The organism is Myxococcus sp. CA056, assembly GCF_013336715.1.
In the GTDB taxonomy this organism is placed as follows: domain Bacteria; phylum Myxococcota; class Myxococcia; order Myxococcales; family Myxococcaceae; genus Myxococcus; species Myxococcus llanfairpwllgwyngyllgogerychwyrndrobwllllantysiliogogogochensis.
On record NZ_JABUMT010000001.1, the window covers coordinates 1,577,970 to 1,591,809 of the forward strand.

At 70.6% G+C, this 13,840-nt stretch carries 10 protein-coding genes; 5 read left to right on the forward strand and 5 right to left on the reverse strand.

Features of this window, described 5'->3' with window-relative positions; translation table 11 throughout:
* Positions 1 to 8 precede the first annotated feature (8 nt).
* Together HUA76_RS06425 and HUA76_RS06430 are read right to left on the reverse strand one after the other, a co-directional pair.
* The gene (locus HUA76_RS06425) at positions 9 to 1,493 is read right to left on the reverse strand and encodes a CoA-acylating methylmalonate-semialdehyde dehydrogenase (protein ID WP_174460283.1); all 1,485 of its coding nucleotides are present in this window, start codon (positions 1,491 to 1,493) and stop codon (positions 9 to 11) included.
* Positions 1,494 to 1,745: 252 nt separating this feature from the next.
* Positions 1,746 to 2,156: a hypothetical protein gene (locus HUA76_RS06430; RefSeq protein ID WP_141646703.1), complete on the reverse strand. Its 411-nt coding sequence runs from the start codon at positions 2,154 to 2,156 to the stop codon at positions 1,746 to 1,748.
* A 291-nt stretch (positions 2,157 to 2,447) separates the two neighbouring features.
* Between HUA76_RS06430 and HUA76_RS06435 the strand changes: the two genes are divergently transcribed.
* The 4 genes from HUA76_RS06435 (at position 2,448) to HUA76_RS06450 (ending at position 9,380) form a co-directional block, all read left to right on the forward strand.
* Entirely contained in the window at positions 2,448 to 4,091 is a 1,644-nt protein-coding gene (locus tag HUA76_RS06435; protein WP_174460284.1) for a type VI secretion system contractile sheath domain-containing protein, read from the forward strand.
* Between the two features lie 94 nt (positions 4,092 to 4,185).
* Positions 4,186 to 7,008: a serine/threonine-protein kinase gene (locus HUA76_RS06440; protein WP_174460285.1), complete on the forward strand. Its 2,823-nt coding sequence runs from the start codon at positions 4,186 to 4,188 to the stop codon at positions 7,006 to 7,008.
* Between the two features lie 79 nt (positions 7,009 to 7,087).
* Entirely contained in the window at positions 7,088 to 8,398 is a 1,311-nt protein-coding gene (locus HUA76_RS06445; protein ID WP_174456007.1) for a sigma 54-interacting transcriptional regulator, read from the forward strand.
* A 61-nt stretch (positions 8,399 to 8,459) separates the two neighbouring features.
* Complete coding sequence (locus HUA76_RS06450) at positions 8,460 to 9,380, forward strand: hypothetical protein (protein ID WP_174460286.1); 921 nt, start codon at positions 8,460 to 8,462, stop codon at positions 9,378 to 9,380.
* A gap of 112 nt (positions 9,381 to 9,492) precedes the next feature.
* Here HUA76_RS06450 and HUA76_RS06455 read toward each other — a convergent pair whose 3' ends face one another.
* The 3 genes from HUA76_RS06455 to HUA76_RS06465 all read right to left on the reverse strand — a co-directional run bounded on the left by HUA76_RS06455 (position 9,493) and on the right by HUA76_RS06465 (position 12,905).
* Positions 9,493 to 10,713: a hypothetical protein gene (locus HUA76_RS06455; protein WP_174460287.1), complete on the reverse strand. Its 1,221-nt coding sequence runs from the start codon at positions 10,711 to 10,713 to the stop codon at positions 9,493 to 9,495.
* 37 nt (positions 10,714 to 10,750) lie between these two features.
* Complete coding sequence (locus HUA76_RS45140) at positions 10,751 to 12,025, reverse strand: hypothetical protein (RefSeq protein ID WP_254613996.1); 1,275 nt, start codon at positions 12,023 to 12,025, stop codon at positions 10,751 to 10,753.
* Positions 12,026 to 12,368: 343 nt separating this feature from the next.
* Positions 12,369 to 12,905 carry a GNAT family N-acetyltransferase gene (locus HUA76_RS06465; RefSeq protein ID WP_141643967.1) on the reverse strand — a complete coding sequence of 179 codons (537 nt, stop codon included), beginning with the start codon at positions 12,903 to 12,905 and terminating at the stop codon, positions 12,369 to 12,371.
* Between the two features lie 285 nt (positions 12,906 to 13,190).
* On the opposite strand from HUA76_RS06465, the gene HUA76_RS06470 reads away from it, so the two are divergent.
* Positions 13,191 to 13,820, forward strand: a complete 630-nt coding sequence (locus HUA76_RS06470; protein WP_174460288.1) for a DUF3575 domain-containing protein — start codon at positions 13,191 to 13,193, stop codon at positions 13,818 to 13,820.
* Positions 13,821 to 13,840 lie beyond the last annotated feature (20 nt).

Below are 13,840 nucleotides of genomic sequence, written 5' to 3' on the forward strand. Positions count from 1 at the left end.
GCGCGGGCTCAGCTCATCCAGGAGCCGTCGGTGCGCGCCGACCACTTGCGGGTGACCTTCTTGAGCTGCGTCCAGAAGTCGAGGCCGGACGGCCCGGTGATATCCCCGTGGCCGAAGCGCGACTCGCCGGTGCCGCCGAAGGAGAACGGCTCACGCGGGACGGGGACGCCCACGTTGACGCCCACCATGCCCGCGCGCACGCCCTCCACCACCGTCTGCGCCACCACGCCGCTGGTGGTGAAGATGGACGCCGCGTTGCCGTAGGACGACGCGTTCTCCACCGCGAGCGCCGCGGACAGCGTGGGCACGCGGATGATGGACAGCACCGGGCCGAACAGCTCGCGCCGCGCGGCCTCCATGTCCGGCCGCACGTGGTCCAGGATGGACGGCCCCAGCCAGTTGCCCTGGGCCCACGCGTCGCCCTTGGGACGACGACCGCGCCCGTCGAGCACCAGCTTCGCGCCCTCCGACGAGGCCTGGTCGATGGCCGTCTCCAGCCGCTCCACCGCGCCCTTGTCGATGATGGCGCCCATGCCCGGGCCCATCTCGATGCTGCCCGCGCGGCGGACGATATCCGCCAGCAGCGACTCCACGTTGCCCACCGCGAGCACCACGCTGCCGGCCATGCAGCGCTGCCCCGCGCAGCCGGTGAACGAGTCCACCACGGCCTGCGCGGTGAGCTCCGGGTCCGCGTCCGGCGCGACGATGAGGTGGTTCTTCGCGCCACCCAGCGCGAGCACGCGCTTGCCGCGCTTGCTGCCCTCCGCATAGAGGTGCCGCGCCACCGCGGACGAGCCGACGAAGGCCAGCGCCTTCACGTCCGGGTGCGCCACCAGCGCGTCCACCGCCTCCTTGCCACCGTGCACGATGGAGAAGACCCCGGCGGGATAACCCGCCTCGCGCATCAATTCGCCGAGCGCGCACGCGGTGAGGGGGACCTTCTCCGACGGCTTGTGGATGAAGACGTTGCCCAGCGTCACCGCGATGGGGAACATCCACATGGGCACCATCGCCGGGAAGTTGAAGGGCGTGATTCCCGCGACGACGCCCAGCGGCTCGCGGCGCAGCTCACACGTGACGCCCCGGCTGACCTCCATGTGCGCGCCGCTGTCCAGGTTCTGCAGCGACAGCGCGAACTCGCACACCTCGATGCCCTTGAGCAGCCCGGCGCGCGCCTCCGCCACCGTCTTGCCCGCCTCGCTCGCGGCCAGGTTCGCCAGCCGCGCGAGGTTCTGCTCCAGCAGGTGCCGGAAGCGGAAGAGCAGTTGGGTGCGCTCGCGCAGCGGCGTGGCGGCCCACGAATCGGCGGCGGAACGCGCGGCCTCCACCACCTGGGATACACCCGCGGCGGAGGTGAGTGGAACTCGGCCAATGACGGTGCCGGTGTACGGACTGCGTACGTCCAGCAGCGGCGAGCCTTGAGGCAGCTGCCACTCGCCTCCCACCAGGTTTCGACACGGAACGACGCTCTCGGGAAGCTCTACGAACGACAAGCGCACCCCCAAAAAATTCAGGTGAGGACGTGCACCTCATCGTATCCGGGAATGCAGACAGATCGGCAACCCACCCCCCAGAAAGCCTGTCAGCGCGGCGGCCGAGTGTCCGGCACCCCAGCACTTCTCCTGTCGGAAACAGGACCGCCTCTCGCGAGGCTTCACCGGACTTCAATGCATGGCGTCATGAAGGCCGCGACGCGTCATGAATTGAACAAGGGTGAGAGTGGACTCAGGTGGGAGGGCCGTCTTTCAAGCGCGAGCCGAGGGCCCGAGCCAGGCGCGCAACCGGGTGAGGACGGCGGTGTCCTCGTCGTCGTGGGGACGTCCCAGGGCGCGTGATTCGGCATACAGCGCGAGCGCGTAGTGGAAGCGCGCGGTGGCGGTCCGCGTGTCGCCCTGGTCCTGGTGCAGCTCGCCGTCCTCGGCCACGAGCCGGGCCAGCACCTTCACTCGCAAGGGGTCTCCGAGCATCCGCGAGGTGGAGGCGGCGTCCACCATCAGCAGCGCGTCGTACTCCATGCCCAGCGTGTCGAGCGCGGTGGAGCGCATGAGTTGGGCCGCGTCCGCGAAACGCTTCTCCTGACGGGCCTTGAGGAGCCGGGCCAGGGCGGCGGCGAACTGCTCGACGAGGCGCTCGATGTAGTCCTTGCGGATGGACATGGGAGGTGAAGGCTGAGGCCTGGGTGGAGGCGACGCAAGCGGTACGGGCGCGCCCACTCGGCGGGGCCCGTCGCCGAGGGGAGCGCCCCACCCGGGAGGTCGTGGCGAAGCCCACATGCCCCGAGGACCGATGCGGCACGGCCTCGTGACGCTGGCCCCCCATGACAGGGAAGCCCCGCAACCTGCCCCCGGGTCCGAAGACCTCGCATAAGCCCGTGCCCCGCCGGGCCTTCGCGAAGAACACCTGCCTCGCGCTAACGTGCGGCGCCTTACTCACGGATGGGGCGGTGCATGAGTCAGAGCGGAAGCAGTGCAGAGGGTGCGCGCGTGCGGTGGCTGGTGGCCGGGGCCTTCTCCTCCACGCCCTCGGGTCGTCGCTTCCACGTGACCTCGGACACCTTCGCCAGCGAGCTCGCCAAGGCCGCCAGCCACGTGCGCTTCATCGTCCCGGACCGGCTCGGCGCCGAGGACACCTGCGCCCTGGAGCTGTCGTTCGAACGGCTGCGCGACTTCGGCGTCGCCGACGTGCTCACCCGCATCCCCGCGCTTCGTGACCTGCACGCGCTGCGCGACAAGCTCACCCCCGCCCTGTCGCCGGAGGAGGCGGCGAAGCGCGTGGAGGCCATCACCGGCCCGGGCCGCCTGCCCGAAGCCGTCGCCGCGGCCCTGCGTGACGCCGCGCCTCCGCCCCCTCCCGCCCCCGTGCCCACGCCCACGCCCGATGACGTGGCCCTGATGGAGACGCTGCTCACCGCGTCCGAGCCCGGCTCGCCGGCCACCGCGTCCCGCGCCGTCGATGCGTTCTTGAAGGCCCTCAACCCGCGCGCGCCGGCCTCCGCGTCGTCGACGTCCACCCCCGCCACCGCCGCGCGCAAGTCCGTGAGGGATTTGCTGGACGAGACGGTGCTGCGCTGCGCGACGGACGTGCTCATCGCGGAGCCCGTGGCCCGACTGGAGTCCGCGTGGCGCGGCCTCAAGTGGCTGGTGGACCAGTGCCCCACGGCCGCGGGCATGGCTGTGGAGGTGCTGGACGTGAGCCGCGGCGACCTGCTCGGCGTCCTGGACGGCGCGCTCTCCAGCGAGCCCTTCGACCGGCCCGACGCCGTCTTCGTGGTGGACACGAACGATGACGTGGCGGTGCTGGCCCGGCTGGCCGCGATGGGCGAGCGCGCGCAGTTGCCCATCGTCGTCGCCGTGGCGCCGTCGCTGTTGGGCCTGTCCCCGGACGAGCTGTCCCTGGGCCTGGAGGAGGGCCGGGAGCAGGTCTCCGAGTCGTGGACGGAGCTGCGTCAGGACGAGTCCTCGCGGTGGCTGTGCGCTGTCGTCAACCGCGTCGTCGTGGCCAGCGAGGCCCGGGCGAAGCGCGCGGCCTTCACCAGCCCCGCGCTCGCGGTGGCGGCGATGCTCGCGTCCAGCTTCCGCGACACCAGCGCCTTCGCGCGCATCTTCGGCCAGGCCGGAGGTGTGCGCGCCCCGACGACGTGGGAGATTCCCTCCGGTCGCGAGAAGGGCCTGTCCATCCCCACCGAGGTCTTCCTGCCCATCCGCGCGCAGGCGAAGCTGGAGGAGCACGGCGTGCTGGGCCTGGGCAGCGGGCGCAACGCGGACGCGGTGCTGCTGGCCGGGGCCCCCACGGTGTTCGGCGGCGGCTACGCGGTGCCCCTGCCCGCGCAGGTGCTCACCGGCCGAATCGTCCGCTTCGCGACATGGGTAAGGGACCAGCTCCCGCCCGGCTCCGGCAGCGCGGAGGTCTCCTCCATCTTCTCGCAGGCCGCGGAGGTGTTCCTCTTCCGGGGCGCCACCGAGGACGGCCAGCTCAAGGGCGAGGTCGTCTCCACCGGCAACGGCCACGGCGTCCACGTCACCGCCACCGTCCGGCCCGAGCACGCCGGCACCCGCTTCCAGCTCGCCTTCACCCTGCCGCTGCGCGCCTGAGCGTTCAGGCAGCCAGGCAGCGCTGACGCATGGCGGAGGAGAACTCGGGTTGTAGCGAGAGCTTCGCTACACTCCGCCCCGAGGTGCGCCAGACATGACGAGGAAAGACACAGGCGGACGGGACGCGGGCACGGGTCCGGAGGGCACCGGTACGCAAGACCTGGGCACCGGCCCCAAGCAGGACCTCTCCGGGACGGGGCCCGACGAGGCACGTCGCGCCGCGCCGCCCTTCTCCCAGATTGGGCGGTATCTGCTGCTGCGGCGGCTGGGCCAGGGCGGCATGGGCGTGGTGTACGCCGCCTATGACCCGGACCTGGACCGCAAGGTGGCGCTCAAGCTGCTGCATCCGGACGGTCGCCATGACCACTCGGAGGAGGCGCGCTCCCGGCTCTTGCGCGAGGCGCAGGCCATGGCGCGCGTCTCCCACCCCAACGTCATCCCCGTCTTCGACGTGGGCATGTGGGGCGACCAGGTCTTCGTGGCCATGGAGCTGGTGGATGGCGGCACGCTGGCCTCGTGGCTGAAGGCGTCGCCGCGCTCCTGGCGCGAAATCGTGACGCGTTATGTGGAGGCGGGCCGGGGCCTGGAGGCCGCGCACGCCGCGGGGCTGGTGCACCGCGACTTCAAGCCGGCCAACGTGCTGGTGAGCCGCGCGGGCCGCGTCTACGTGACGGACTTCGGCCTCGCGCGGACGATGGGAGACCTTCCCCAGGACGAGGAGCCCCTGACCGAGGAGACGCGGGAGGCGCTGGCGTCCTCGGCCGGTCGTCGCATGTTGGAGACGACGCTCACCGAGGACGGCCTGCTGGTGGGCACGCCCAACTACATGTCCCCGGAGCAGTTCCGGGGAACGACGCTGGACGGGCGCACGGACCAGTTCAGCTTCTGCGCCGCGCTCTATGGCGCCCTCTTCGGCGCGCGCCCCTTCGAGCCCGGCAGCCTGCGGGCGTATGCCTTCTCCAGCACCAGCGTCAGCGCCGAGTCGGAGCGCACGGAGTCGCTGGGCGCGCAGCGGCCCTCGGCGGCGCCCTCTTCGCCCGCGACGATTCCGGTCCCCGCCGTGCGCGAGCCACCGCGCGACTCCAAGGTGCCCGGCTGGGTGCGCGACGCCGTGCTGCGCGGACTGTCACTGGAGCCGGACGCTCGCTTCGCCTCCATGGCCGTGTTGCTGGAGGCGCTGTCTCAGGAGCATCGCCGGACGCTGCGGCGTCGGTGGGTAACGGCCGCCAGCGCGCTGGGCGCGACGCTCGCGCTGACGGGCGGCGCGGCGTGGCAGCAGTCGCGCGTATGCGTGGATGCCGGGGCGCGGATGGACGACGTGTGGTCGCCCACGACACAAGCGAAGCTCTCCACCGCGTTCCAGGCCACGGGCAGGCCCTTCGCGGAAGGCATGGCGCGGAGCGTGTCGCGGGCGCTCGGTGACTACGCGGACATGTGGAAGCACCAGCGCGTGCAGGCGTGCGAGGCCACGCGCGTGCAGGGCGTCAAACCCGAGGAGCAGTTGGACCGGCAGCTCGTGTGTCTGGAGCGCCGCCGCAAGGACTTCAGCGCCACGGTGGAGCTGCTGTCGAGCGCGGACGCGGCCCTGGTGGAGAAGTCCCTGGACGCCGCGCTCGCCCTGCCCTCGTTGTGGGAATGCGAGGACACGGAGGCCCTGGCCGAGCGGCAGCGCATGCCCACGGACCCGCTGCGCCGCGCGGATATCGAACTGCTGGAGGAGAAGCTCTCCCACGTCCGCGCGCGGATGGATGCCGGCAAGCATCCGCAGGCGCTGGAGGCGGTGAAGGCGCTCGTCGCGCCGGTGGAGGCCACGGGCTATCTGCCGCTGCGCGCGGAGACGCGCTTCTTGAATGGCTGGCTGCTGGAGCAGGTGGGCGAGTCGCCCGAGGCCGCCAAGCTCCTGTCGAGCGCCGTGTTCGACGCGGAGGCAGGGCACGCGGACCGGCTGAAAGTCACCGCCCTCAACAAGCTGCTCTTCGTGGAGGACGGGCTGAAGCACTACGAGCCCGCGGCCCGCTGGGGCTCCCTCGCGGAGGCCACGCTGGAGCGGATGGGCGGAGACCCGGTGCTGCTGGGCGACGTGCGCGTCAACCAGGCCAACCTCGCCATCTCCCAGGACTTGTACGAGGAGGCGAAGACCCGCGTGGAGGAGGCCCAGGTCCTCTACGAGAAGTCCCTGCCCGCCGAGCACCCCAAGCGCGCGCGGACGACGTTCCTCCTCGCGCACGTGGTGCACTCGCTCGGAGACTCCACGCGCGCGCTGGCGCTGATGGAGGACGCGCTCCAGAAGACCACCGCCGCCATGGGCCCCCAGCACCCGGACGTGGCCCGGCGCCATGGCCTCTTGTCCATGACGCTGCGCGAGCTGAAGCAGGATGCCCAGGCGCTGCCACATGCCCAGGCCGTGGCGGACATCTTCCAGGCCATCTACGGCGCGGACAGCCCGAAGTTCGCGGAGGCGCTCGACGAGGTGGGCATGTGCCAGCTCGGCATGGGCCGCTTCGAGGACGCGCTGAAGACGTATGAGCGTTCGCTCGCGCTCAAGCGCAAGACACTGCCCGCGGACGACGAGAAGCTCCAGCCGTCCTACGACGGCGTGGGGCAGGCCCTGCTGGGCCTGGGCCGCGTGGGTGAGTCGGTGGAGCCCCTGCGTCTGGCGGTGACGTTCGCTTCCGCGCCGCCAGATGCGCTGGCGGAGTCCGGCTTCGCGCTGGCGAAGGCCCTGGTCCAATCGGGTCAGTCCCCGGAGGCACGGGGCGAGGCCACGCGCGCCCGGGGCTGGTTCACGGAAGCGGGCCTGGACACACGCGTGGGGGACGTGGACACCTTCCTCGCGGCCCTGCCCGTGCCCGCACCCGTGAAGCCCGCCCGTGTGAAGCCCGCCCGTGTGAAGCCTGCTCGCCCTCGCGGGAAATGAGGCACGCGACTGACGGGTGGCGGCCTCTCCGGGCCGTGCTACCGTCCATGGGGTGTCAGTGCCGCCGGATGACGACGAGATGAACCTGGATGCCACGGCCACGTTGACGCGGGGCCGGGCCGGCCAGGTGAAGATGGTGCTCAAGGTCCTCTCGGGCCCTGACTCCGGCAAGGTGCATCCGCTCAAGCAGGGCGTGTACACCGTGGGCAAGGCCCCCACGTGCGACATCGTCCTGGATGACAAGGCCGTGTCGCGCCAGCACCTCCGCCTGGAGGTGCATGACGAGCACGTGGTGGCCACGGACCTGGACTCGCACAACGGCTCCTTCTGCGAGCGGCTGCGCTTCACGTCCCTGGAGCTGCGCCCCGGCATCGTCATCACCCTGGGCACCACCGAGCTGAAGCTGATTCCGGAGGACACCCGCGAGCGCTCGGTGCTGCTGTCCTCGAAGGACCGCTTCGGCGCGCTGGTGGGCAACAGCCGGAAGATGCGCGAGGCCTTCACGCTGCTGGAGCGGCTGGCCCCCGGCGGCGCGGACGTGCTCATCCAGGGCGAGACGGGCACGGGCAAGGACTTGTGCGCGGAGGCCATCCACCAGCAGAGCCCGCGCAAGAAGGGCCCCTTCGTCATCGTGGACCTGGCGGGCGTGCCGCCCACGCTCATCGAGAGCGAGCTGTTCGGCCACGTGAAGGGCGCCTTCACCAGCGCGCAGGGAGACCGCGCGGGCGCCTTCGAGCGCGCGCAGAATGGCACCGTCTTCCTGGACGAGGTCGGCGAGCTGCCGCTGGAGCTTCAGCCTCGCCTGTTGCGAGTGTTGGAGCGCCGACAGGTGAAGCGCGTGGGCGCCAACGACTACCAGACGGTGAACATGCGCGTGGTGGCCGCCACGCACGTGAATCTGGAGCAGGCGGTGACGCAGGGGAAGTTCCGCCGGGACTTGTTCCACCGGCTCGCCGTGCTGCGCGTGAGCCTGCCGCCCCTGCGCGAGCGCCCGGAGGACATCCCGGTGCTCATCGACCACATGCTCCAGACGACGGGCCGTCCGCCCAGCGCGCTGTCGGACCAGACGCGCGCGCTGCTCGCCCAGTACCCCTGGCCCGGCAACGTGCGCGAGCTGCGCAACGTGGTGGAGCAGGTGATGAACCTGGGCGAGGAGGCCCTGCCGGATTTGGAGTCCTCCGGCGAGGGGAGCACCAAGGTCGAGCTGGACCTGCCCTTCAAGGAGGCCAAGGAGCGGCTCATCGAGGGGTTCGAGCGCGACTACCTGAAGAACCTCCTGGAGCGCTGCGAGGGCAATATCTCCCGCGCTTCCCGCGAGGCGGACATCGACCGTGTCTACTTGAAGAAACTGCTGCGCAAACACGAGCTGGATGCGGGGCGGGAGACTTAACGCCCGGCCGGTTTCCGGGTAGGTTGGCCTTCCACGCTCTCCCTGTGCCCAGGAGCCCCCCGTGAGTGTCACCCTGCCCCCGAACCTGGCGAGGCCCCCCGTCGAGCAGTCGCGCACCGGAGTCGTGCGCGTGCCCGTCGCCGGCCCCTCGGCGGAGACAGAGACGCAGCCCGCCGCCCCCGTCGCGAAGCTGGAAGAGCAGCCCGCTGACGCGTACGGCGCGCAGGAAGCCTCCCGGCAGGCCTGGTCCCAGCGCTTCACCGCTCCCACCGCCGCGGGCGAGGTCTCCCCCGCAACGGCCCGGATTGTCAGCTGCGTGAAGGACATGGCCGAGGCCGCGCCGGCGCTGGGTGGCTGGGATGAGGACAAGGACCCGTCGGTCCTGGAGCAGACCAAGGACGTCAACTGCGGCTCCGCGGTGGCGGTGATGCTGGGCAAGGCGAAGGGCACCGGGACGACGGCCGCCGCGTCGGACCAGCAGACCATGGACGCCCTGGAGTCGCGCTTCACCGACGGCAACGGGACGACGGCGCACGAGCTGTCGAACATGATTGCCCACGAGGGCGCGCAGGTGACGCAGAGCGCCTCCACGTTCGACCGGGGGCTGATGGACGAGGCCCTGAAGCGCGACGGCAAGGCCGCCGTGCTGGTGGACTCCAACAAGGTGGACCCGTCGCTGAAGGACGCCGGCAAGGGCCGCGCGCACTGGGTCACCGTGGATGGCAAGGACGACCAGGGCAAGTACAAGGTGAAGGACCCTGGCACCGGCAAGACGGTCTCCCTGGATGCGGGCGAGCTGGAAGACGCGGTGGGCACCAGCTGGCGCGAGCACCAGGGCGGCGGAATGCTCGTCATCGACAAGGCCGAGGGCACCACCGAAGCGCAGCGCGCGGAGCAGGGTGGCCACAAGGTCGCGGCGCTCGGCAACACCGAGGGCGGTGGCTCCCGGTCCAAGTCGAACTTCGCCCGCGAATCCTCCTGACGGAGAGGTCGCGAGCGGAGGCCGAGGCGCTGTTCACCTCCGTGCGGTTCGACCCGGTGGCGGACCTGGCGCTGCGTCCCTCGCTGTTCCGCGCCTGAGCGCGGGAGTCGCTTCAGACGTGGAGCATCGCCACGGCCTGGAGGCGCAGGAGCTGTTTCGCCAGCTCCTGCACGCGCTCCACTTCCGCGTCACCGAGCGGCTTGCGCAGCGCGTTCTTGAGGTCCGTGGCGGCGCGCAAAAGGAACTGCCGCACCTGCGCGTTGCCGAGCATCGGATTGAGGCGGCGCAGGTGGCCCACCAGCGCGCCGAGCTGCGTCAGCGTCAGGCCGGCGACCATGACCTGCGTCGCGGTGCCCTCCTCGGGAGACAGCGCGACGGCGAGCTGCAGCGGCGACAGCAGGAGCGAGCGGGTGAACTCCGGCTCGCAGGGGAGCTGGAGGCGGGCGCATTCGGCCGCGAGCGGTCCGGTGTCGTGGCCGGAGATGACGGGCTGGATTCGCGCGGCCTCGTAGCGGGTCAGCACCTCTTCGTAGCGCACGCGGACCTGCTTGCCGGAAGGTGCGCGCTGGAACTCGTCGAAGGCCGCGTGGATTTCCTGGCGGAGCGTCTGGAGCAGCAGCGCGTCGTCGGCGGTGACGGGCAAGCCGAGCGACTGGGCCAGGAAGTTCCGGTCATCGGACTGGACGCTGACGAGCCTCCAGAACTCGTACGTGACGGAGCTCTCGCTGAGGACCACCGGGAGGGTGACGACGCCCTGGCGGCCGGGGTTCTCCAGGAACGTGGCCAGCTTCTGTTCGACCTCGGTGAGTCCTCGGACCAGCCGTTCCAGCACGGCGCCGCGGAGCATGGCGCGGCCTTCGAGCGCGCCGCGTGCGTCCTCGCGGGTTCCTTCTTCCGCGACGTCGCGCTCTCGCGGGGACTCGGTGGGGACGGCAGGGGCCTGACGCGCGAGCTTCTCTTCCGGGAGTCGCGGCGCCTGTGAGGGATTCGGAAGGTTGGGCGCGGAGGGGGTGGTGCCTCGGGCGGTGCCGGGTGCCAGCCCTTCCGGAGTCCCTCGAGGAGAGCCCCCGGCCAATCCCTCCGCGGAGCCGCGCTGGGTGCCGGACTCCATCCCATCGCGGTGGACGCCACCCTGCGCGCTGTCCTTGTCGCCCTCGGTGGGGCGGGCGCCGGCGCGTCCTCCGGTCGCTGGCTTCCCGGTGGGTCCCTTCGCGGCGGACTTGTTCGAGGGCCTGGCTTCAGCGGGCTTGGACTGCTCGCGAGCGGCCTCTTCCCTGGCCTGCCGGGCGGGGACCCCGGGTCGGGGGACATTCTGGGGCCAGCGGACACTCATGAGGGCGAGGGGGCCGACGCGGGGGCGTCGAGGTGGCTCAGGTCAGGTTCTTCAGGTGGACGACGAGGTTGCTGTCACCACTTCCCAGCGTGCTCGCGTCGTCCTTGGGGATGACGTAGCCCTGGTCCGCGCCGACGTGCTTGCGGAAGAAGTCTACCACCGACGAGTCCTGCACATCCGAGGTGGTGGTCTTCTTGATGCCGTACGCGGAGCCGTCCGGTCCCTTCGCCTTCACGGCGTCGGGGGCGGAGGAGAGCAGGTTGTCGAGGGTTCCCGACTTCCGGCCACCACTCTCCGGCTGCATCGTCATGGAGGTGTTGTGGCCCTCGATGTAGCTGACGTCGTAGTAGGTCTGACCCATTCCGCCGTTGAACTTCACCTCACCGAGCGTGGCGTTCTTGCCGTCACCGGCGTCGCTGCGGAAGTTGCCGGACCAGCCCTCGGGGAACTTCACGGTGCGGCTCTCGCCGGGCTGGAGGGTGACGGAGTCGACGGCCTTCTCGCCCGCGTTGGGGGTGAAGTTCACGGTCATCGGCTTGTCGCCGTCGTTGTTGAGCGTGAGCGTGTTGCCGTCCTTCTTCACGCCGTTGGGCTGCGCGGCCTTCTGGCTCGCGTCGACCGGCGTGGCGCCCGCTGCGGGCTGCTCGGTGGGCGTGCTGGCAAGGGCCTTCTGCTGGGGGACGGGCGCGCCCGGCATCGGGGGCAGCATGCTGTCCGGAATGCCCGTCTCCGCGCCCAGGTCGGGCACACCGCCGAACTGCGAGCCCTCACCACCGAGGTCCGGCACACCGCCGAACTGCGAGCCTTCACCACCGAGGTCGGGCACGCCGCCGAACTGCGAGCCCTCACCACCGAGGTCCGGCACACCGCCGAACTGCGAGCCCTCACCACCGAGGTCCGGGATGCCGCCGAAGGAATCGAGCCCGGCCGGCTGAGCGCCCGCGACAGCCTGATCCGCCAGCCCGCCCATGCGCGGCGCGCCCTCACCCATCGAGCCAGGGTTGCGCACTCCGCCCACCCGGCCCAGGGGAGCGGAGTCGCCGAGCTTACCCGGGCCGCCCTTGTCGCCACCGAGCGCCTGCGCCAGCTCGCCCAGGGACTGCACCTGCGCGGCGAGCATCTTCACGAGCTGCTGGAGACCCTCGGCGCTCTTGAGGCCACCCGAAGACTCGAAGCCATCCTTCTGGAAGAGCGACTGGACCGAGGACTCCTTCGTGCGCGGGGGAATCGCCTGCGACGACAGCTCCGTGCGGGCAGGGAGCGAAGGAGCGGAGAGGGAACCAACGGGGCGGGAGATGGGGGAGAGCGCCATGACGATGTTCCTCGGGGGATGGGTGGCGAAGGGACCGGGTGAGGTCAGCCGATGCAGGACCCTTGAGCACATGGTGTGCCAGGGTCTCCACCCAGGGCCGCATGGGCCAAGCCCCCGGAAACACGGAGGAAGCACGAGACGCCGAGCCCGAAACAGGGGCGGGCCTGATGACAGACGTCGGGGGGCTGATGACCGTGGTCATCAGGGCGGCGACTCAACGGGGCTTGGGCGAACGCGCTCCAGCAGTGAGCGCGGCACGAGTCCCAGAGTCGATACAGCGAGGAGCAGGCTCCCTCGGGCGCGAAGCAGCGAGCGCGCGGCTCCGAGCCCGAAGGTGCGCTCGCTAGTGCGTGGTCTCCTTGAAGCGCATCACATACGCCTCCAGGTACACGCTGGGCAGGTCGAGGTCGCCCGAGGGCTCACGCAGATAGCCACGGGCCATGTACATACGAACAACCCCGGTCGCGCCGCGACGGACATGCAGGCACACGGCGTCGACATCCCAGCGTCGAGCCATCGCCTCGGCGGAGTCGAGCAGGAGCTGCGCCAGCCCGGAGCCATGGAACTTCACGGCGGTGGCCAGTCCTCGCAGGTCCACTGCGCGAGGCAGCCAGGCTTCGGAGCCAGGAGCATCCGGGGGAAAGAGGGCCACGGTGCCCACGATTTCGCCCTCCACTTCGGCCACCAGCAACGTGGCGATTTTCCGACGGGCGGCCACGTCCCGCAGCTCCCGCTTTCGCTCGTCGGTGTAGACGACGTCGGGGAGCTTCTTCGCGTACTGCGAGGTGAAGGCTTCAATCAACAAGTCACCCACCGCCACGTCATCCTCGGGCCGTGCCTCGCGGATGACGGCCCTACCCACCAAGTCCCGGATGCTCATGCGCGCAGCCATTACCACGCGCACGTGTGACGCGCCTCCGTCCCGCGTCCCGCTCCAGTCCGCCCCTTAAGCGGAGGTTGAAGCGCACGTGAGCGAGTCATGCGACACCGACGACGCGGCTTCACGCTGAGCGAAGACTCGGGTGGGGCCGTGCCTGCCACCGGGCCAGCGCGGCAGGGCGAGGTGGCTTTCGCGCTTGTGCAGAGCGCTGCGCAATCCGCGCACCCCCGGTGTTGTCATCTCGCGCGGTTGCATCCGGCACACCGCTTGCCTTGGGGCGGCGCCATGATTTTCCACACCCGTCGACTCGTCATCCTCACGGTGCTCTTCGTCATGCCGGGCTCGACCTTCGCCCAGGAGAACGACACCCCCGGTCAGCCCCTGCTCATCGAAGACACGAGACAGGACACCGCGTCGTGGGGCACGGCGCTCCACTTCGGGTTTCACGGCCACTCCTTCGAAATGGATGAGGGCCCCACGCGGACGCCCGTGTTCATGGTGAACATGGAGCAGCAGTTGCAGCCGGCCTTGACGGTGTTCGGCGGCACGCACTTGGGGCTCGACATCAACGCCGTGGGCCTTCAGCTCGGCAGCCGCATCTACTTCAGTCAGCAGTCCTTCCTGGGCGCCTTCGTGTCGGCGCAGGCGAGCCACACCCTCTTCGACCTGGACGAAAACACGGAGGGGACTCGCACCTCGCTGAGTGGACTCGTGGGCTACGCCCATCCATTCGGGGACCGGTGGCACTTGTCGGTCAGCGCGGGAGCCCAGACCACGCATACCCGGACGGAGACCACGCGCGAGGTCACCCGCTGCTTCCTCATGATCTGCGAGACCACGGACGTGATGGAGAAGGTCGAGGAGCAGGAAGCAGTGGAGCCCCTCGTCCAGATGGCGGCCACCTTCCGCTTCTGACCGGGGCAAACCGCTCACCC

Excerpts from the sequence above, each read along its gene's own strand:
- HUA76_RS06430 (WP_141646703.1), bottom strand. The coding sequence starts at position 2,156 with ATGTCCATCCGCAAGGACTACATCGAGCGCCTCGTCGAGCAGTTCGCC.
- HUA76_RS06435 (WP_174460284.1), top strand. The coding sequence starts at position 2,448 with ATGAGTCAGAGCGGAAGCAGTGCAGAGGGTGCGCGCGTGCGGTGGCTG.
- HUA76_RS06440 (WP_174460285.1), top strand. The coding sequence starts at position 4,186 with ATGACGAGGAAAGACACAGGCGGACGGGACGCGGGCACGGGTCCGGAG.
- HUA76_RS06445 (WP_174456007.1), top strand. The coding sequence starts at position 7,088 with ATGAACCTGGATGCCACGGCCACGTTGACGCGGGGCCGGGCCGGCCAG.
- HUA76_RS06455 (WP_174460287.1), bottom strand. The coding sequence starts at position 10,713 with ATGAGTGTCCGCTGGCCCCAGAATGTCCCCCGACCCGGGGTCCCCGCC.
- HUA76_RS45140 (WP_254613996.1), bottom strand. The coding sequence starts at position 12,025 with ATGGCGCTCTCCCCCATCTCCCGCCCCGTTGGTTCCCTCTCCGCTCCT.
- HUA76_RS06465 (WP_141643967.1), bottom strand. The coding sequence starts at position 12,905 with ATGAGCATCCGGGACTTGGTGGGTAGGGCCGTCATCCGCGAGGCACGG.
- HUA76_RS06470 (WP_174460288.1), top strand. The coding sequence starts at position 13,191 with ATGATTTTCCACACCCGTCGACTCGTCATCCTCACGGTGCTCTTCGTC.